At 30.8% G+C, this 20,422-nt stretch carries 19 protein-coding genes; 9 read left to right on the plus strand and 10 right to left on the minus strand.

From position 1 onward, the window contains the following. Positions 1-3: 3 nt before the first annotated feature. From K8N75_RS11015 to K8N75_RS11025, 3 genes are all read right to left on the minus strand, one after another. Positions 4-381, minus strand: a complete 378-nt coding sequence (locus K8N75_RS11015; protein ID WP_223792105.1) for a roadblock/LC7 domain-containing protein — start codon at positions 379-381, stop codon at positions 4-6. A 597-nt stretch (positions 382-978) separates the two neighbouring features. Then, positions 979-1,431 carry a hypothetical protein gene (locus K8N75_RS11020; RefSeq protein ID WP_223792106.1) on the minus strand — a complete coding sequence of 151 codons (453 nt, stop codon included), beginning with the start codon at positions 1,429-1,431 and terminating at the stop codon, positions 979-981. Positions 1,432-1,523: 92 nt separating this feature from the next. Further along, positions 1,524-1,970 carry a hypothetical protein gene (locus tag K8N75_RS11025; RefSeq protein WP_223792107.1) on the minus strand — a complete coding sequence of 149 codons (447 nt, stop codon included), beginning with the start codon at positions 1,968-1,970 and terminating at the stop codon, positions 1,524-1,526. Between the two features lie 79 nt (positions 1,971-2,049). Between K8N75_RS11025 and K8N75_RS11030 the strand changes: the two genes are divergently transcribed. From K8N75_RS11030 to K8N75_RS11065, 8 genes are all read left to right on the plus strand, one after another. After that, positions 2,050-2,589, plus strand: coding sequence for a THUMP domain-containing protein (locus K8N75_RS11030; RefSeq protein WP_223792108.1), 540 nt, complete (start codon positions 2,050-2,052; stop codon positions 2,587-2,589). 449 nt (positions 2,590-3,038) lie between these two features. Continuing rightward, positions 3,039-3,524 (plus strand): methyl-coenzyme M reductase family protein, encoded by a 486-nt coding sequence (locus K8N75_RS11035; protein WP_223792109.1) that lies wholly within the window; start codon positions 3,039-3,041, stop codon positions 3,522-3,524. Positions 3,525-3,567: 43 nt separating this feature from the next. Further along, positions 3,568-3,777 (plus strand): hypothetical protein, encoded by a 210-nt coding sequence (locus K8N75_RS11040; RefSeq protein ID WP_223792110.1) that lies wholly within the window; start codon positions 3,568-3,570, stop codon positions 3,775-3,777. A 108-nt stretch (positions 3,778-3,885) separates the two neighbouring features. Further along, positions 3,886-4,140, plus strand: a complete 255-nt coding sequence (locus K8N75_RS11045) for a TIGR00304 family membrane protein (RefSeq protein WP_223792111.1) — start codon at positions 3,886-3,888, stop codon at positions 4,138-4,140. Positions 4,141-4,293: 153 nt separating this feature from the next. Beyond that, a complete protein-coding gene (locus K8N75_RS11050) occupies positions 4,294-5,421 on the plus strand; it encodes a glycosyltransferase family 2 protein (RefSeq protein ID WP_223792112.1) in 1,128 nt (375 codons plus the stop codon). Between the two features lie 19 nt (positions 5,422-5,440). Then, positions 5,441-6,574 carry a glycosyltransferase family 4 protein gene (locus K8N75_RS11055; protein WP_223792113.1) on the plus strand — a complete coding sequence of 378 codons (1,134 nt, stop codon included), beginning with the start codon at positions 5,441-5,443 and terminating at the stop codon, positions 6,572-6,574. Positions 6,575-6,623: 49 nt separating this feature from the next. Continuing rightward, positions 6,624-7,739 (plus strand): glycosyltransferase family 4 protein, encoded by a 1,116-nt coding sequence (locus K8N75_RS11060; protein WP_223792114.1) that lies wholly within the window; start codon positions 6,624-6,626, stop codon positions 7,737-7,739. Positions 7,740-7,953: 214 nt separating this feature from the next. Next, entirely contained in the window at positions 7,954-10,122 is a 2,169-nt protein-coding gene (locus K8N75_RS11065) for a DUF2206 domain-containing protein (protein ID WP_223792115.1), read from the plus strand. 141 nt (positions 10,123-10,263) lie between these two features. On the opposite strand, the gene K8N75_RS11070 is transcribed toward K8N75_RS11065, so the two are convergent. The 6 genes from K8N75_RS11070 to K8N75_RS11095 form a co-directional block, all read right to left on the minus strand. After that, positions 10,264-11,229, minus strand: coding sequence for a glycosyltransferase (locus K8N75_RS11070; protein WP_223792116.1), 966 nt, complete (start codon positions 11,227-11,229; stop codon positions 10,264-10,266). A 128-nt stretch (positions 11,230-11,357) separates the two neighbouring features. Then, entirely contained in the window at positions 11,358-12,353 is a 996-nt protein-coding gene (locus K8N75_RS11075) for a glycosyltransferase family 2 protein (RefSeq protein ID WP_223792117.1), read from the minus strand. Positions 12,354-12,371: 18 nt separating this feature from the next. Continuing rightward, the gene (locus K8N75_RS11080; protein ID WP_223792118.1) at positions 12,372-13,601 is read right to left on the minus strand and encodes a GDP-mannose 4,6-dehydratase; all 1,230 of its coding nucleotides are present in this window, start codon (positions 13,599-13,601) and stop codon (positions 12,372-12,374) included. A 113-nt stretch (positions 13,602-13,714) separates the two neighbouring features. Beyond that, positions 13,715-14,962, minus strand: coding sequence for a glycosyltransferase family 4 protein (locus K8N75_RS11085; RefSeq protein WP_223792119.1), 1,248 nt, complete (start codon positions 14,960-14,962; stop codon positions 13,715-13,717). A 162-nt stretch (positions 14,963-15,124) separates the two neighbouring features. Beyond that, positions 15,125-16,162: a glycosyltransferase family 2 protein gene (locus K8N75_RS11090; RefSeq protein WP_223792120.1), complete on the minus strand. Its 1,038-nt coding sequence runs from the start codon at positions 16,160-16,162 to the stop codon at positions 15,125-15,127. An 18-nt stretch (positions 16,163-16,180) separates the two neighbouring features. Next, the gene (locus tag K8N75_RS11095; protein WP_223792121.1) at positions 16,181-17,320 is read right to left on the minus strand and encodes a glycosyltransferase family 4 protein; all 1,140 of its coding nucleotides are present in this window, start codon (positions 17,318-17,320) and stop codon (positions 16,181-16,183) included. A gap of 463 nt (positions 17,321-17,783) precedes the next feature. Between K8N75_RS11095 and K8N75_RS11100 the strand changes: the two genes are divergently transcribed. After that, on the plus strand, positions 17,784-18,905 hold the full coding sequence (locus K8N75_RS11100) for a glycosyltransferase family 4 protein (protein ID WP_223792122.1): 1,122 nt from the start codon (positions 17,784-17,786) through the stop codon (positions 18,903-18,905). Positions 18,906-18,950: 45 nt separating this feature from the next. Here K8N75_RS11100 and K8N75_RS11105 read toward each other — a convergent pair whose 3' ends face one another. Then, on the minus strand, positions 18,951-20,375 hold the full coding sequence (locus tag K8N75_RS11105) for a flippase (RefSeq protein ID WP_223792123.1): 1,425 nt from the start codon (positions 20,373-20,375) through the stop codon (positions 18,951-18,953). Positions 20,376-20,422: the final 47 nt, after the last annotated feature.

The raw sequence follows: 20,422 nt of genomic DNA on the forward strand, positions 1-20,422 counted from the left end.
AGTTCACATCTCCTTAAGAATTTCATCAACTTGTGCAGCCCTGTTTTCCATTTCAAAAAATATCAGTCCAATCTGGGCCTCAGGATCTGTTAGAACTGTAAGTATAGCTTTCATACCTGCAGGGAGAAGAACAATAGTTCCCTTTTCTGTTTTAACTGATATTTGAGATACTGCCCCAGTTGTCATTTGTCCTGATGCTGCTTCGGCAGCTCCCATTATTGTGGAGCAAAGTGCAGAAAATATTCTGGCATCAACGTCTGGTGGTGTTATTGAATTTATTAAAAGACCTTCCTTAGAAACAATTCCACAGGCCTTTATCTGTCCCACCTTTATTAAACCTGCAAGCACATCATCCAGTTTTTCTTTTTTAGTTTTGCTCATTTAATCCCCTATCAACTTATTAAAAAATTCCTTTAATTTTTTAAATAAAACGATCCCCACAGCCCTTCTTTTTTAATTAAATTGAGAATTATTAATGAATGAGTCAAGATTTACCGTATTACTGAAGATCTGTATTTTCTTAACATTTTAAGGGATGGAATTGTATGTTATATGAGAATTATGGATAATGTATGTAAATATGGTGAAATAATGGATTGTATTCTGTAACTTTATTCAATATTTATCTTTTGTAAATGAAATAATTAAATGTTGTTATTTGCTCAAAAACCTAATAAAACATAATTAACACACCAATCTTTAAAAAATAAAATACTCTAATATAAAATATTATATATGGAAAGGAGAAACTATTAAAATCAATTTTGTTATTTTATATCCATCCCATTATTAATTGATATATTGGGGTGTCTTACATTTTTCGTATGGTTATTTATTTTAATTCGTTTACTGTTCCACATACAGTGATGTCTGTAATTATGAATGACTGAGATACTTTGTATGTAGTTTTTATAATTGGATTGATAATGGGTAACCTGAATAGAATGTTAATCAATTTTTAAATATTATACATAGAATTTAAACCCAATTCACTTCTGCCGTTGTAATAAAGTATTTATCTGAAAATGCAGGATTGTAATATAAATTGGTTAAATTTTCTGTTTTAAATGCTTCGCATATATCTTTACGCACATAATAATTTATTCTATCGCCTGCACAGTCTCTGTCACCAGGGTTTCTTAATGATGGTGCCGAAGCATATACATTAATTTTTATTTTATTTCTTTTGTATTTTGTATCAAATCCTTGTTTTTTGTAGTCTATTTTAACAATAACAATTTTTGTTCCACTTTTAAGTCGTGGATGTTCCTTCATATAAAATTCATATTTATCCTCGGGGTAAACTGCAAAGCTGTCCATTAAAGCACCTTCAAGAGCCCCATTTCGAGCAACTGCCATACACGTGTTTAATTCATTAATTTCGTATACATATGGAAAAAAAGATAATAAAACTATAATACTGACTGCCATTATTAGAATGTATTCAACTGATAACTGACCATTTCGTTCTTTTAATAAATGATTAAACCAGTTATATATCATAATAAAATATGTGAATTTTTTTAGATTTGTTTTATTATTATACAGTCGTAGTTAAACTCATTTTTAATATTTGAGATATTATAGGTTTTATTAGCTTCCATAAAAACATTATAATCATAACGGAGGTTGTTGGATATCTTCACAGGGCTTATGAATGCACTTCCCATTTTTCCGTTGAACCTTATAAAAACCCCCGATGAATTCACGTGTACTATGTATGATTTATTAGCTGTTGTTGGAGGCATTTTGTAGGTTATTGAGCATCCATTACCACCTGAGCACACCATTTCTATTCTCTCTGCAATATTTTCTGAAAGTACTTTAGCTTCTGCTATTTCTTGGACTCGATTGGCAGTGTCTACCCTTTCTTCTATTATGGCTATTATTCCAGGAATTGTAACTAATATTATCATAAATGCAGCTATAAAATCAATACTTGCCCATCCATGTTCATTGTCAAGCATCATCTAAAACACCCTATCACATCTTATAAGATACTATTATTAACTTATGAGGATATAATATAATAGTATTCATGGAGGTGATATGATCAAGTCAACAGAAAATTTTGATATGGTTGTGATGTTTGACTATACAGATTGTGAAGATGGAGAAGAGGAATTGCTTGGAATTGAAGAACTTGAACAAACATTAGAAAATGTTACACCAGAGTTATATATTAAAGAAACTGAGTCTATTGATGTGGTTTTAGTCGAATTAGGAACCGATTCAGTTGAAGTTGCAAATAAAATTAATAACACACCCACAAAAATAATATCCCGAGTAGTACCAATTAACACTGTTGTTGGAACAAGCCAAAAATCTATTATTAATAAAATTAAGGAATTATCTGTCGATTTAACCAAACCAAATGATACCTTTCTGATCAAATGCTACGAAGAGAATAAAAACAATATAAATTGTCAAAAAATTAGAAAACATGTTATGAACGAGTTAATAAATATGGATTTAACATTTAGTGAGAAAAATCCTAAATGGGCAGTGTATATAGAGATTATTGGGGAAAATACTGGTTTGAGTATTTTAGAATCTTCAGATTTTAAAGAAAATAATCCTATAAATTGACTTCAGAAATTAAATTAATACAATAATTACAGTGTTAATTTAATTAAGTGAGTCTCAATAAATCTTGAGAAAAGATTTGAATTATTACAATAAGAATTATTAAAATTAGAGAACAAATTAATCTAAAAATTCACATTGATTGTGTTGAATTATAGATTAATATTATAATTGTCAATTGAGAATGTGAATAACTATTTAATTACTTATTTTACTTTTTTTGAATTAATTAATTTTTTATTGTTATCTAAAAATTAAATATCAACATTATTTTCAAATATACCTATTTTTAATTGTATAAATTACAATTTAGATTTCAAATTTATTCGTCAAATTTAATATTGTTGAATATACAATCATTGTTTAGTACCCTAAAAAAATCAGATTATCAAGTTTGTTGGAAATTGTTTACTAAAAAAATTTAATTAAATTTTCTATTTAGGTGGATTGAAATGTACAAGATTCTTATTTACAGTGGTGGAGTTTACAGATTTGATGAAGTTTTAGAGTGTGTAGAAGACATAGGAGGAATTGTACTAAAAAGAGATGAATTTAATATTAGTAGAGGATCCTACTTTATCTCACAGGAAGTACATGTAATCATTGTAACACCTGAAGAAGGTTTAGATGAACTTAAACAAATCGCTACCGATTTAAAAGGTGATATTGAAGAGATAAATATTGATGATGAAATAAGAATTTCAGTGGTGTCCATTTTACCAGTTTACAATCTTTTAAGTAAGGCAAAAAATTGGGTGGATATTAATTATTTGGAGGATGCAATTGAATGTCCATGTATAAATGGGGTTTGTAAAGAATTTAACGATATTTCTTGCCATGAAAATCTGAAAAAAACACTTGATGATATGTGTAGAATGGAAATTGCAGAAAAAAGAACCTTATCAAATGTTATTGAATATCGCATCAAAGCAGTATAATAAAATATCACTAAACCCAATATATTTTTAGGAGAGAAAAACAATGAGTCAAGTTAAGCCTGAAATCAAACGTGTTTATGGTAGTATTGCTGTGGCATTTGGATGGTTGCTTTTTTTAGCATTTTGGCTATTTTATTATGCAAGCAATTATGGAATAATTCAAAATATTGGTATACTACTTGCTTCAATCGTGGTAGTGGGTATTATTATTGTTGTAATGTGGGTTCCATGGGCAATGAAACAGGAAAATTAATTTTTTAATTAATAGTATTGTGGATTATAAAGTACTATAAGAAATGAGTGTCATAGAAATACTCATTTACAAAAAAAGGGATTAATAAGATTACTCAAGTGAATATCTATGGTTAACTATAATTCCATTATTTTAATAGGTTTGGCAGTCATAATAGTAGGTTTTCTCTTGATATTCATTGGAACTGCTCTGCAATCGTCCTCAGGATCTTCAAAAACAGAGATTAATACAGGGGGAGTTATTTTGATAGGTCCCATTCCAACAATATTTGGAAATGATAAGGGACTTATAGTATTTGCAGTTATATTTGCTGTAATTCTCATGATAATATCGTACTTCCTATTTTACAGAGGATCAATCTAAAAAGAACTCACCTAATAAAACTTATATACCTCCAGATAATATTAAGAACTGTTAAATCTCTTTTAAGATTTTAAATAAATAAGAATAATAATCATATTATAATAATGTTCACGGAGAATCCTAAAATATATAATTAGAAAGAAAAGTGATGCTATGAAAATTTCTATCGTTATACCGGCCCTCAATGAAGAGGGAATTGTTGGAAAAACTGTCCGAACTGTTCCAGTGGACAAACTAAATAAACATGGATTAGAAACTGAGATTATTGTTGTGGACAATGCATCCACGGACAATACTGCAAAAGAGGCAGAAGAAGCAGGTGCACGTGTTGTACTAGGATCTAAAAGAGGATATGGAAATGCTTACCTTGCAGGTTTTAAAGAAGCAACAGGAGATATTATAGTTATGGGAGATGCTGATGGTACATACCCATTTCCTATGACCTATGAATTTATACAACCCATTTTAAAAGGAGAAGCAGATTTTGTAATGGGTTCTAGACTCAAGGGTGATATTAAGGAAGGTGCAATGCCTGCACTACATAGATATGTTGGAAACCCATTTTTAACATGGGTACTTAACAAACTTTTTGGTGCAGGAATATCAGATGCCCATTGTGGAATGAGAGCAATAAAAAAGGAAACCCTCAAAATTTTAGACCTTAAAAGTGGAGGTATGGAATTTGCATCTGAAATGGTTATTGAAGCTGCAAGAAAAAACATAAAAATTGCTGAAATTCCAATTACATATTATCCTCGCGAGGGAGAATCTAAGCTCAGTTCATTTGCAGATGGATGGAGACATTTAAGATTCATGATGCTCTACAGACCAACACCATTCCTGCTTGGACCTGGCCTCATCGCACTTTTAGTTGGTTTAATCTTAACTTTTACAGTTGCATTACAGGGTCAGTCAAGATTACATACACTAATTTTAGGTAGTTTACTGCTTATAATAGGATATCAGATGCTTTTGGCTTGGATACACTTCGGTGCATTTGGAACAGTATATGGATTTTCCAAGAGCTCGGGAATAATAAAAAAGATCATGAGTTACCACTCCCTAGGAAGAGAACTCAGTGTTGGTCTGATATTACTTGCTGCAGGAGTTATTGGTGGTCTTTATGTACTTTACAGCTGGAGTGCAGTTGGATTTGGATCTCTATACCAGATCCAGTATGCTATGATGGCACTGATACTTTCAATCTTAGGAATTCAAACTATCTTCTCTGGAATGTTCCTAAGTCTGCTTTTACTTGCCAACGATTATAAATCTGATTAAAACATGAGGTTGTAACCGGATGAAAATAGCCTTTATTTACGATGCAGTGTATCCATGGGTTAAGGGCGGTGCAGAAAAAAGGGTTTATGAACTTGCTAAAAGACTTGCACAACGTGGAAATGAGGTACACTGGTATTCCATAGGATGGTGGTGGCCTGAAAATGGTAAAAAGGATATGGTCATTGATGGAATTCATCTCCACGGTGTTTCCAATCCTATAAATCTCTATTCAGACGATAGAAGATCAATTAAAGAAGCATTGCTTTTCGCTTTAAAACTCTTCACCCCAATTATGAAGGAAAAATTTGATGTTGTTGATTGCCAGGGATTTCCATTTTTTTCGTGTTTCACAGCTAAGATTCATTCAATGACAGGGAAGTCCAGACTCATAATCACATTACACGAGGTATGGGGAGATTACTGGTATGAATACCTTGGAAAACTGGGAATATTTGGAAAGTTCATTGAAAGAACCATGCTTGGCTTAACAGATAACCTGATAACAGTTTCATATAAAACACAAAAGGATCTGAGGGAAATAAAAAAATCTGAAAAATCCATTGTAATTCCCAATGGAATTGATTTTAACCATATACAGTCAATCAAGCCTTCTGAGGAAATTTCAGACATAATATTTGCAGGTAGACTAATTAAAGAAAAGAATGTAGATATTTTAATTAAATCCATTCAAATTGTTAAACAAAAGATTCCCAATGTTAGATGCATGATTGTTGGAGATGGCCCAGAAAGATCCAAACTTGAAGAATTATCATTTAACCTTAAAATTCAGGACAACATAGAGTTTATGGGTTTCACTGAAAATTACAATGATTTAATCGGTTATATGAAATCATCCAGTGTATTTGTTCTTCCATCAATAAGGGAAGGTTTTGGTATTGTTGTTATTGAAGCCAATGCCTGTGGTTTACCAGTTGTAGTGGTTAATCATAAAATGAACGCAGCTGTTGACCTGGTTCAAGATGGTATTAATGGTTTTAAAGCCGATGCATTACCCGAAGATATTGCAGATAAAATAATTAAATCCATTGAAAATAAAGAAAAAATGGAAAGTAAATGTATTGATAATTCAGAAGAATATGACTGGAATAAAATTGTTGATGCACTTGAAAAGGTTTATATGGAAATTTTATGATTCATTAACTCAAATTAAACAATTATTATAAATTTATGTGAAGTGAAAAATGAAGATCATTCAAACACCGGTACGGTTCTATCCATTTACAGGTGGCGTAGAAAATTATGTTTATTATATGTCCAAGGAACTGGTTAGATTAGGCCATGATGTTAAGGTTATTTGTGCCAACGAACCTCCATCTAAAAAAGAAGATAAGGTGGATGGTATCGATATTAAAAGGTTATCCTACATAGCAAAAATTGCAAATACAAATATAACTCCAGGATTTCCCTTTGCACTTAATGGAGAAGATTATGATATAATGCACACACACATACCCACTCCATGGAGTGCTGACTGGAGCAGTATTATCTCAAAATTTAAAAAAAAGCCTCTTGTGGTTACATATCATAACGATATAATTGGAAGTGGAATTGCAAATTATATTGCCAAGTTCTATAATTCCACAGCTCTCAAGTCATTATTAAATAATGCCGATAAAATCATTATAACACAACCCAACTACATCAAATATTCACTGTACTTGGATAAATATGAGGATAAAATTGAGGTTGTGCCCAATGGAGTGGATGTTGAAAAGTTCAAAGTATTAAACATAACCAAAACTAAAAACACACTTTTCTTCCTAAGCCTTTTAGATGAATTCCACAAATATAAAGGCCTTGATTATTTATTAAAGGCAATAGTAATTGTAAAAAACTCCATACCCGATATAAAATTAATCATAGGTGGTAAAGGTGCGTTATTGGATTATTATAGTAAAATGGTGGTAGATTTAGGATTAACAAAAAATGTTGAATTCCATGGATTTATTCCAGATGATAAAATAGTTGAATACTACAACAGGTCCAGTATATTTGTACTCCCATCCATATCATCATTACAAGAAGGGTTTGGAATAGTTGTTCTTGAAGCTATGGCCTGTGAAACACCTGTTATCAGTACAGAAATAGTTGGTGTGGCTGCTGATGTTAAAAAAAGTAATTCTGGGATAATAATTCCTCCAAAAAATTCCGATCAATTAGCCGAAGCAATTATTAAAATTTTAAACGACAAAAATCCAGAAATAATGGGAAGTAATGGTAGAAAACTTGTAAAAGAGAAATACACATGGTCTGGAATTGCAGTGAACACTGAAAAGATTTATAATAAATTAATTTAATATAACATCTAAAGCATTTGAATACAATTGCTTTTTTTTATTAAATAAAGAAACTTAAAAGAATAATAGAAATATAACACAATAAAATAATTTGATTATTACAAAGCTATCACAATAGAGAGCGATCTTAATATTAATTAACTAAAAACTGTTATAAAATAAAAATTTAAATTTATTATAAAATGGAAATAGATTATTGTAGGAGAATTATTTAATGTTAAATCGTATTAAAAACTTACAGGCCAAAGAATGGTTTATCATAACCCTTTTAATGTTAATTATTACGGATCTGATTATAACATTGAATCTACCCCTTTTAAGGGATATCATACCCTTTTTATTCTTTACCATTATTCCAGGATTTTTGATAATTACCATTTTAAAACTTAATGAGATAGAATTTTTGAAAAAAGCCATTCTATCCATTGGTTTAAGTGTATCTGTACTTCTTGGTGTTGGATTATTATTAAATAGCTTTTATCCATTGCTATTCAAACCATTGGCATTGACTCCTGTCCTTTTATCTTTGAATATAACAACCATAATTCTAACCTACTTTGCTTATCAAAGAAATAAGAATGATATTGATACTTGTTCAATATTTAATTTCAACTTTAAAATGGGTGATAAACTGTTATCACCAATACTTTTTCCTGTTTTGTTCCCATTTATGGCAGTTCTTGGAACTTACCTAATGAACACTTCGGTGAACAACATAATTATACTGTTAATGCTTTTTTTGATACCTCCATATTTGGTTGTGGTTGCTTATCTTAAAGATAGGATTCATCCTGTTACTTACCCAGTTGCCCTTTTTATGATAGGTATCGGTCTGATTTTAATGCATTCATTAACATCGTTCAATATTTTAGGTCGTGATGTTCACCAGGAATTTTATGTTTTCCAGCTAACCCTTTCAAATTTCCATTGGAATATCAATGACTTTTATAACCCTTACAATGCATGTTTGAGCATTTCAATATTACCTACAATTTATTATGGGCTTACAAACATGAATCCAGACTATATATTCAAACTTTTATTTGCGTTTCTGGGAAGTATTTTACCTTTGATGGTGTTTACAGTTGCAAAGAAATATCTGGACATTAAATATGCCTTCTTTGCATCGCTCTTATTTGTGTTTCAGGTCTTTTTCATAAATATTGTTGGTGCTGTAAGACAGGAAGTAGCAATAATCTTCTTCTTTTTAGCAGTGATGGTGCTTTTCGATACTTTTGGTACAACCAAATTCGAAAACTCATGGACAAAAAAAATACTATTCCTGATCTTGGTATTTTCCATGATAATATCTCATTACACAACATCCTATGTTGCATTTGTTATATTAGTTCCAATATTACTTTTACCATTTTTAAAGAATTTATATAATAAAAGGAAGTTTACAACATCAAATTTTGATGTTTTAATCATTTATTTAGTATTTATAATTTTATGGTTCTTCCTATATGCCAAGGTTCAGTTTTTAGCAGGAACCGAAGTGATCCAATCTACAGTAGCAGCAACAGTAGCAGCAACTGGTTCAAGTAATGGAACCTTAGACTTTGTAAATGGCAGAGAGGGAACTGTACTAAGTGTATTGGGTATTGGAATAAAAAATATTCCAAACTTGATAGCTGTGATTGTAAATGATCTTATCTTTGCTACCATTGGAATTGGTTTAATCACAATGCTAGTAAAGTATCGAAGAGTTTTAAAGGGTAAAACAAAAAATTTATACCAAGAAATTAGATTATTAGACTCAAAACTTGTACTCGGAAGCTTTTTATCCTTTTCATTATTGGCCATGTTTCTATTACTGCCATCTGTATCGTTTTTCTACGGTTCGGACCGTTTATTCTTCCAGCTTTTAATTTTCACAGTTCCCCTCTTCATTATAGGGGCCATTAAAATTGCACAGATAATGAATAAAGTAATTAAAAAACCTGATTTTAAAGTAGCATTAATACTGATACTCATAATCTCACTGTTCATTTGCAACACCCATCTTCAATATGAATTCACTGGAATTCCATTTTCACCAGAATATGATAAAACAGGGATACCACGAGGCGAACTATATATCTATAATGGTGAATTGGCAACTGCAGAATGGATTGAAAATTATCATTACGATGATATAAGAACATATTCTGATGCAGTTGGTTTCACCCGCCTATATATAACAGACCCTGAATTTAAATTTGTAGGCATAAACTTCAACAATAAAACAATTAATGGATACATCTATATGGGAAATGCAAATGTTAACGAAGGCAAACTCTATGATAGCATTGATACACAAGTAAAGGTCCAAAAATACAGTTACTTCTTCAACAATAAAAGCAGGATATATGATGCCAAATATGGCCAGATATGGCTTTAAGATATAAAACTAAACAATTAAAATTTTTTAGATTAATCTCCCCTTAAACAATTTTAAACAAAAAAAATCAATTTACATTTAGTTTATTATGGTAATGTAACTCAGAACTAAGGAATAATATAATCAATATGAAAATATTTTTTATAATTGGTTCACAACTTCTTGAAATGCTTTTTCAAATTCTTTAGATTGGGTTTCTGCATTGTATTTGGAGCTTATTTCCTTACATTTAATGGAAATATTTGCCTTTTCTTTTTCATCAAGGTTATGTATTTCAAGTATTTTATCTGCAATTGTTTTGGGATTATTATCTTTTAAAACAAGGTACTCCAATCTATTATCAGTTAATATATCTGCTTCGCCTACATTCTCAGTTATGATAGGTATCATTCCAGATGACATTGTTTCAAAAACTGTTACAGGACAGGAATCAAAATCTGCAGGATGAACATAGAGTGAACATTTCTTAAAATATTTATCCAGATTTTTTTGGAATCCCTCTTTATGTAACCATGGAAAATCTGTAGTTATACTGTCTATACATGATCCTACCAAGTATAAATTGAATGCATTACCTCTTTTGTTCAATATTTCAACTGCATCAACTAATAGGTCAAATCTTTTGCAGCTTTCCTGATTTCCAATAAATAATAGGTTGTTAGAATTTAGATCACAGTTTATTTGGAAACTGTTATTGGAACCATAAGGGTAAACAAAAGATATGGGTTTGTCTGGATAGTTATTCAATGCTATTTTTTTATTCAAAGGGGATATTGCAATAAATCCATCTACATAGGATAAAAGAAATTTAACTACCATTTTTTTCAGTGGATTCATTTTTGGAAGGTCAAAGAGAAGTGTATCAGCGTTTAAAAGTATTATCTTGGTTTCATGATTCTTGATTTTTTTAAGAACTGAATGTGGTAGTCCAAGTCCACCTTCAACAAGTATAATATCATATCTACTCCTGTCAAACACTGATTTAATGAGATTTTTTATTATCTCTGAATGTTTATCTCCATATCTGTACCAGTTCTCTGTTATGGTTTCTGCAAATACACCATGAACTTTGTGTGGTCCCTGATGTGTGAAAAGAATTTTTTTCATTATTATTTCCCCATGTAATATTGAAATTAGTAAAACTGTAGATTCTTATAAATTGATTATAGAGTAAATAATTCAGTGTTGATTAAATTTAGTTAGCTGTGATTATTTAAGGGTGATACTGATTTACTTCAAGAATTTTTAATGTTTCTTGCAATCTTCTTAAGTAGCATTGAAGAATACCGATATAATAGTTGAACTGTGTAGATGGGGAGATGTAGTTTATAATTTTTTTCATGGTTTTTCATGAATTTTAGGTTGGTTTTAATTTCTCTTGTTATACCCATAAATTTTACCTTACTTTTAGAAACTCCTGCCTTGTGCCAAACAACCGACTTTAAATTTGTTACCATTTTATATCCTTTTTTGTCCATTTCAATGCAGATATCTGCATCTTCACAACCAAAGAAAAATTCGGAATTTAAAAGCTTTCCTGGCAACATTTTGGTTTTTATCAGCATGATAGCTCCCGAAACCCATCCAACTTCCATTGTGGAATTACCGTCAATTGGTGGGTTTTTATGTCCCAGTTCTATATCATGGTATCCGGGATACCTTGAAAGATCTATAACTCCACCTACACTCCATATAATATTATTTTTTCCATTAAAATCATAGAAGAATGTCTTTGGTCCGACAACAGCAATTTTATCGTTACTTTCTCCAGTTTTTACCAGTTCAGTTAGGAAATGACTATCCACAACTGTGTCATTATTTAAAAGGAGTATATAAGTAGGATTAAGTGATTTCAATGCATACTTTATTCCAATATTATTACCCTCTGCAAATCCATAGTTTTTATCATTTTTTATTATTATCAATCTCTGGTTCGATGACAAAGTGTTATAGTCTGATTCTAGAGCTTTTCCAGTTTCAGCTTCGTTTTTATTAAACTCGAATATCTGAATTGGTTTGTTATCAGATTTATAACTGTAAAAATTGGATTTTGGTTTGATTTGGGCTTCGCAGTAAGCTTTGATTCTTTCAATGGAATCATCGTCAGAATCATTGTCAACCAGGATAATATCGTAGTTGGGATAATCAATCTGATAAAGGGATTCTAAACATTCAATAGTATCCTTCCATCCATTCCAATTTAGCAGTACTACTGTTACTTGGGGATTCATGTTATACATTTTAAAAGATTAAAGTCTATTTTCCTTTTTTAGGAAGTAATTCAACTGATCCCTTATAATATCATTCAAACTATGTTCAATTGTTGCACCTATCCCTTGGATCTTCTCTGTATCTGCAAATAGAATTGGTACTTCTGCTGGTCTGAATCTATCTGGATTAAATTCAATTGGAATAATTCCCTTATCTGTATGTACCTTAATACCCCTATCTTCAAGTGTGTATTCGAGTTTTCCATCAAGAATCATGGTGTCTACAACTGTTTTATCAAATTTAACCTCATATATTGCCGAATCATCTATTTCAGTCGGATTTTCTATGGATTTATCTCCATTAAAGGTTTCTATTTTTCCTATATTCCATCCTGCTTCTTTTAAGCCTAATAGTATATAGCTGAGTACTGAGTTGGTTCTCATTGATCCCTGATTGTAAACTTCTCCTGATTTTCCATTTTCTGCAAGGGTCATGTATCCGTTTACTATGTCCTTTACATGGGACCAGTCCCTGAATGCATTTAAATTTCCAATTGTAATCTTGTCAATTTCTCCAAATTTCAGTTTCATAACCTGGTTGGTTACAACAGATGTTACAAACATCAGTCCCCTTCCAGCTCCTTCATGGTTAAAAGCTCTTGAAACCACTGTATTCAAACCATAGGAATGGTAGTAATTTTGCATTAAATGGTCACCATAGACCTTGGAAACAGCATAAGGTGACATTGGTCTTAGTGGATTGGTTTCCTTGATTGGTACTTCTGGAATATTTACAGGTTCGGGAAATATGGTCCCATATTCTTTTTTTGCCTGTTTATACTGATCTTCTGTTGAAATTACAAGCCCATATTCTTCGCTTGAACCTGCGAAGACTACTTTTGCATCTGAATCTGTTTTTCTGGTTGCATCCAATAGGTTAGCAGTCCCTATACAGTTTATCATCTGTGTTTCAGGTGAATTTTCAAATGATCTCGGAACAAAGGATTGTGCTGCTAAATGGAATATATATTCGGGTTCTGATATCTCCAGTGCATTTGTAAGTGATGTTATTTCTGTTAGATCTCCTTCAATTGTTTTGACACTGTTTTCGATTCCATGATCAATTAGGTTTTTGGCTTTGGTTCCATCTGCCCTTCTTCTGATCAATCCATAAACATTAGCTTTTTGATTTAATAATTCTTCTGCAAGGTAGGATCCTGCAAATCCACCCACACCTGTGATTAAAATATTTTTGTCTTTCCAGTTCATTCAATACCTCCATTCCCAAATGATTAGATTTTTTTTATCTTAAAGAATTTTTTTTATAAATTTAGTTTTATTTTAATTTTGGTAAAATATTTGAAGTTTATATTATTGTTTTCTCATTTTCTGTTGGATATATTTTTTGTATATTGTATATCCTTGTTAATAACATGGTTTAAATGCTCTAACAATCTTTCTCCTGCATGATCCAATGTCCAGAAATTTTGAATGGTTTCAACAGATTTTTTACCCATATTATACCTTTTATATTCCTTTGAAAGCATTTTTGTAACTGCTTCTGCAAATAATTCTTCGTCTCGGTCTATTAATAGTCCCGTCTTTTTATGGATAACTGTCTCCCTTACTCCTCCTTCTTTAACAGCAACTACCGGTGTTCCACAGGCCATTGATTCAAGTGGTACCAGCCCAAAAGGTTCGAGGTATGGAGAATACACAACCATTTCTGCCTGGTTGTAGAGAACAGCAAGTTCATCGTCGTTTATTAAACTTTTTATTTCCATATCAACACCCAATTCTTCTGCATGTTTTTCAAGATAAGTTTTCCATGGAGGGAAACTTGAATTGGAAACAACAACAAGTTTGGGGCGTATCTCTTTATCTATAAGTGCAATAGATTCAACAAGGAAGCCGTGACCTTTTTCAGGTGTGAATGTTCCAACTGAGAGTATAAATTTTTCTACGGGTACATCTAATGGTTTAAACATTTCAGGATCAACTCCAAGATATGATACATGGGAGTTGATTCCATACATTCTCAAGATGCTTTCCCTTGAAAAGTATGAGTTTGAAAGTGTATAATTAGAGTAGAATGAATTGGTTTTATCTATGCTAAGACCTCTTTTAACTACAATTTTACTTCCTAAACCCTTTAAAGAACCTATTATATTATTTTTTTTCCGTGGGAATATCATCTCTGATACAGCATCATTTCTAAGTGGTTGCTGGCAGTAAAATATCATTGGTTTTTTTATGTATTTGAGTAAGAATGGAGCCATTGTGTACTGGTCCTGTTCAGAAAAAACAACATCATATGGACCGTTATTTATTACATCTGCCATAATTTGTTCTGTTTTCTCTAGATCCCTGAGTGAGATATGTTTTACAGCAGGAGGTATGTATTTGATTGTGGAGTAAATTGAGCCTCCCAGAGTTTTTGGAACTGGAAATACATGAACATGACCAACTAGATCTCTGAGGGGTAGAAATTCTTCGTTAGCTGTTGAAGGCACGAAAACGTCTACCTGATTACCTGTTTTTGTTAAGTATTCCACATAACCATAAAGGGCTCTTTTTGCCCCACCAGATGGTAAATTATGAAAAACTGCGATTTTCAATGGTTCATGCATATATGATACCTCAAATTTTTTTATTGAAAGAATTCTATTTTATATTGATGAATGGTTTGTTAAATTATAATTTAATGAATTTTTTTAATCCAGATAGCTTAATTTAATAATTCTTATTTTATCTGTAATGATATTGAATTTTCTTTGGGTGTTTAAAATTTATTAGGGTCCTCTTAAACCATCTAAAGCGCCTTTAATCAAACATTTAAATCTTTTAAAATCCCGTTGATTTACAAGGTAATCCAATGATTCATACCATAAACGGTACCCAAAGAAGTAAATTAGGAAGTAATAGTATTCATTTCTTTTGGCATGTTCCTTTATAACATATATTCTGTTTCTGTTAAGGTAGTAAATTTTGAAATCACTTGCACTTGATGCGCCATATTTATGCCATATTCTAGACTTAAAGGAGTAAACTGATTTATATCCATGTTTTAATCCGGTTAAACACCAGTTAACATCTTCCCAGTACATGAAAAAATTTGAATCTAGGCACCCCACTGTGTTGATAACTTCCCTTTTACAGAGTAAACATGCCCCTCCAACATAGTCCATTTCAATGTAAATATCATAATCTCCATTATCTTGGGTGTTTGAAGCTAATTCATTGACAATTCCGTGTTTAAAATCAACATCCCCTCCACCAGCAGCTTGAAGTACTTCATCTTGGGTGTAGAAGTAGGTTTTTGAGCCTACAAAACCATATTTTTCGTTACTTTCAGCTGTTAAAACCATTTCAAGCAGAAATTCAGGGTCAACAACTGTGTCATTATTGAGTAACAGGATATAATCAGGGTTTAAACTATTTAATGCATAAGCAATTCCAATGTTATTTCCCTTTGCAAACCCATAGTTATCCTGATTTTTTATTAGGTTTAAGACTTTGTTTGAAGAATCTTTAATTAATTCTGAATATTTTTCGGAGGTTATGTTTTTTATATCTTCTTCTGTGAATTCTAATAATTTTATTGGTTTATTTTCAGTTTCATACGTGAAAAATTTAGATTCAACTTTTAATTGACCATTACAGTAATCCTTTATATTTAATATGGAATTATCTGTTGATGCATTGTCCACCAGTACTACATTATAATTAGGATAGTTTATGCTGTAGAGGGACTCAAGACATTCAATAGTGTCTTTCGAGCCATTCCAGTTTAAAATAATCACAGATACCCTTGGATAATCTTTTAACATTATTATTCCTTTTTCTATTTATTTATCCAATGAATCTTGGAAATTCTTTTCAAAAACATCAACTACTCTTTCCCATGTAAATTTCTTGGCTGTTAAAATCCCTTCTTCTTTTAATTTCTTAGCTAAATCAGGATTATTATACATCTTTATAATGGACTCAGCGATTGTTTCATGTTCTTTAGCATGTACCATTAATGCATTTTCCCCATGCACAACAAAGTCTCTGACTCCTTTGCAATCTGTTGTTATAACAGGTGTACCACATGCCATTGCTTCAAGTGGTGGTAGTCCATAACCTTCCATGTGTGATGCAAAAACGAATAGATCGCTTGAACTGTACAGTTCTGCTAGTGTATCATCACTAGGACTTTCAAAGAAGGTATATTGAAATTTGAATGTATGTTTTTTTATTAAGTCATTGAATGTGTCTTTACTGCACACTATAATTGGATTTATTTCAGGTATTTTTTCAGATACAATGTTCAAAGCATTAATTAAGTCACTATCTCCTTTGTAATCAAATCCTCGGAAAATTCCCATTATTTTGTAGCCTTCAACATCTTCCAGTATGGTTGTGCGGGGGTAAAATACATTGTGTTCAATTCCAACACCTGCAACAACTGCATCTTTACTGTAATTTTCCATTATCCATTCTTTAAGCCATGTTGAAATTGTGATAATGTTTAAGGGCAGGTAAAGACTTTCTTTAAATAGCATATGATAGTAGTTGCCATGTTTTTCTGCAAGTTCATCAAAATCCATGAAAAAGTAGAATTGCTTTCCCTTATTGCTTCTGAACACTGCAAATGAAGTAAAAAACCATGTTGCAACATTTATATCACAATCAGGAATTGCCTCTGTTAAGGGTTTTATAAGATCTGCTTCAAATCCCATCTTCATCTGGCCTAAAACAGGACTTATACTACTGTATCGTAATGATTCTCGCGATTTTAATTGTTTAAGTGGATTCAGTATTCTTATGAAGTTGGGTTTTTCAACATAGTTAACTTTAGCAGTAATTGGAAACCATGTATGATCACCTTCAAGTGATGTTATAATAACTTCATGACCCCGTTGGGATAGTCCGTTTGCAACTTCAAATATGGCTCTGACACCGCCTGTCACTGATGTTGAATAGAGTGTAAAATTAATTTTCATATAGATCTTACCTTTAAATCTTTTTTATAATTATTTTTAAATATTCTTTTATTCATTAATTATAATATTAATCTTATTTTTAATCTATAAATCCTTTATAAAAGTTTTAAATTTTCATAATATAAATTAAATACTATTTTGTTTAGATTAGAATCCATCATATACTAAATTTTAATAAAACAATCTTTTGTAACAATCATTATCTTCGAATTTCAGTTTATGGGATTTTACAATTAGAATTATCTGACTTAATGTAGATAAATAAAAATATTTATATATATTCTTGTTGCATCCAATGTATACTATCCTTTGATACATTGATAACAGATTTTTAATTATTCAAATTGAATTATTATAAAAAAATCTGTTTTAAATTATGTACTGTGCAAATAATTCATTAATTAGTATATTTTATGAATTAACAATCTAATTCAATTTTTTAAAATTTTAGGATGTAATCAACATGGTAAAGAAAAAGTATGTATGCATATTCCCGGGGTTATTGAATTATCATCTGATAAAGGATGTGGGATTACTCCCCTATACCATGGGCAAATTTTTTAACTACAATTCAAATATTCTCACCTACAACAATGATAATTATAGTTATCTGGATAATGAGCTGAATGGAAATGATTTAGATCTTATTTATCTTGAAAAAAAATTTAATACAGAAACTCGTGATGTAATATACTATTTATTAAAAAATTCTAGAAATATAGATGTGCTCCAATCTTTTAATCTACACGATACACTTGGACTTTTTATCTTCTTTTTTATCTACAAAATATTGAACAGAAAGGGTAAGGTCTATGTGAAATTGGATGCTGATGATTTAATAATATCATTATTGGTTGAGAAAAAGGGTATTTACAGGTATATGCAAAATTTTATGATAAAACACCTGATTGATGTTATGAGTGTTGAATCTACTAGATCATATGAAAAACTAATAGAATCTAATACAATACCTTCTGATAAGCTTATCCAAATCCCAAATGGCATTTCTATTAAATCCAACATTGAAATTCAAGAAAAAAAGAATTATATACTAAATGTGGGACATTTAGGATCAAAGGCAAAGGCAACAGAAATTTTATTGGATGCATTTTCAAAGATTGATAATTTGGAGGATTGGAAATTAATACTTGTTGGAAGTATTGATGAATCATTTAATGGATATATAGATGATTATTTTAAAATAAATCCTCATCTAATTGATAAAGTAATATTTAAGGGTTATATATCTGATAGGGATGAAATTTACAAGTATTATTCTGAATCGAAAATTTTTTGTTTCCCTTCAAGATCTGAAAGTTTTGGAATAGCATTAATTGAATCTGCTTATTTTGGAAATTATTTACTTACAACAGATGTTGGCGGTGCAAAGGACGTATTAGATGTAACAAATTATGGTGAAATTATTAAAATGGATGATAGCAATTATCTTGCAGGAAGATTACAGGAATTAATTTCAAATCCGGAAAAATGTGAAAAAGATCCATATGAATTGATGGCACAGGTAAATGATAAATTTAATTGGGCTAAACTATGTGAAAAGATTGATAAAAGACTAAATCCCTAAAAAATTTATTGGGTAATTCTTTTTTTAGATTAATTTTAATTATAATTAATCTCTGCCCAACATTTGTTTAAATAAATTGATATCTTCTTCTGAAAATGTTTTTAGGAAGAATAAAACTCCAAAATATATGATGGTAGCTATTACTATCACTATTATTAGATTTATATTTACCAAAGCAACGAATAGGCCCATAATTAAACTTGCAATCACTGGTTTTACCAATATTTTATGGACGGGGATGTTATATCCATTCACATTCATTATATGGAACCAGAATACGCAAGCTGACAGTTCTGTAAGAACTGTTATGAAACTAGCTGCAATAAAACCATATTTTGGTAGAAGAAGTAAATTTAATATTATATTCAGTGCCATGACAATGAATGCTGATTTTACCATTTGGCTTTGCTTGTTAATTGAGTTAATTGCTGTTCCCAGTATATAATTCACAAATATTATTGGTATTGACCATATTAGTATTTGAAGAGCAATTATTGATTGTGAAAACCCTGATTTGTAGATAAATAATATCAATGGGCTGGCAATTAGAGTTGTGCCCACTGCTATTGGCAGACCAATTATAATTAGATATTTAAACGATTTTTCGTATGAAATCTTAAGTAAGTCTTTTGATGAAACATTAAATCTTGATAACAGAGGGAACACGGATATTACATAGACAGATGGTAAAAACATTAACGCACTCATCAAACCGTAGGCAGCATTGTAAACTCCTACAGCTTCATTTCCATTTATTACCTGGAGTAGAATTGTATCTATTCTAAATGCAATCAACAAAAAAACACCTGATAGTGTCAGGGGAATGGCTTCAATTATCAGAAACTTCCATAAAGTAATGTCTATATCTATTTTAGGTAAAATGAACTTCCATGCACAGATGATTATGCCAAAGATTAAGGAAACTATGCTTGCAATGAGGTAGATAAGGGCAAAATTGGTTATGGACATCTGATAGTAAATAATCAATAATATACCAGAAAACATTATTATACTGTTGATAATCTGTCCAATTGATTGATACTCCATTTTTTCATATGCCTGGAAAACCGAGTAGAAAATATTGGTAAAAGCACCCACAACAAAGGATATTGTTATAAAATATACTACAACGGCAATTTCAGGAGAATAATGTTCTATATATACAATTAAGAACATCAAAACCAAGGTAATGGTACTTAAAGCTATTTTAAGAACAATAGTATTCCCAATATATTTATTTGCCAATGATTTTTCTCTTGAAACTTCTCTGGTTGTCAGTGTACTCAGACCCAATTCTGTGAAAATTGATAGTAGAGCTCCTAAAGCAAGAGCAGTGGACAATATTCCAAAGCCTGTTGCTCCAAGGTAACGTGCAGTATATATTGTATAAAAAAAGGCCAATATATAACTTATAACCTGGGATAAAAGTAAAATTGATGTATTTTTTGCTATTTTACGTACTGCACTCATAAGATTCAATTCCTACTATTAAAAAAGATAAAACTTTGAAACTCTAA

Source organism: Methanobacterium spitsbergense, from assembly GCF_019931065.1.
In the GTDB taxonomy this organism is placed as follows: Archaea; Methanobacteriota; Methanobacteria; order Methanobacteriales; family Methanobacteriaceae; genus Methanobacterium_B; species Methanobacterium_B spitsbergense.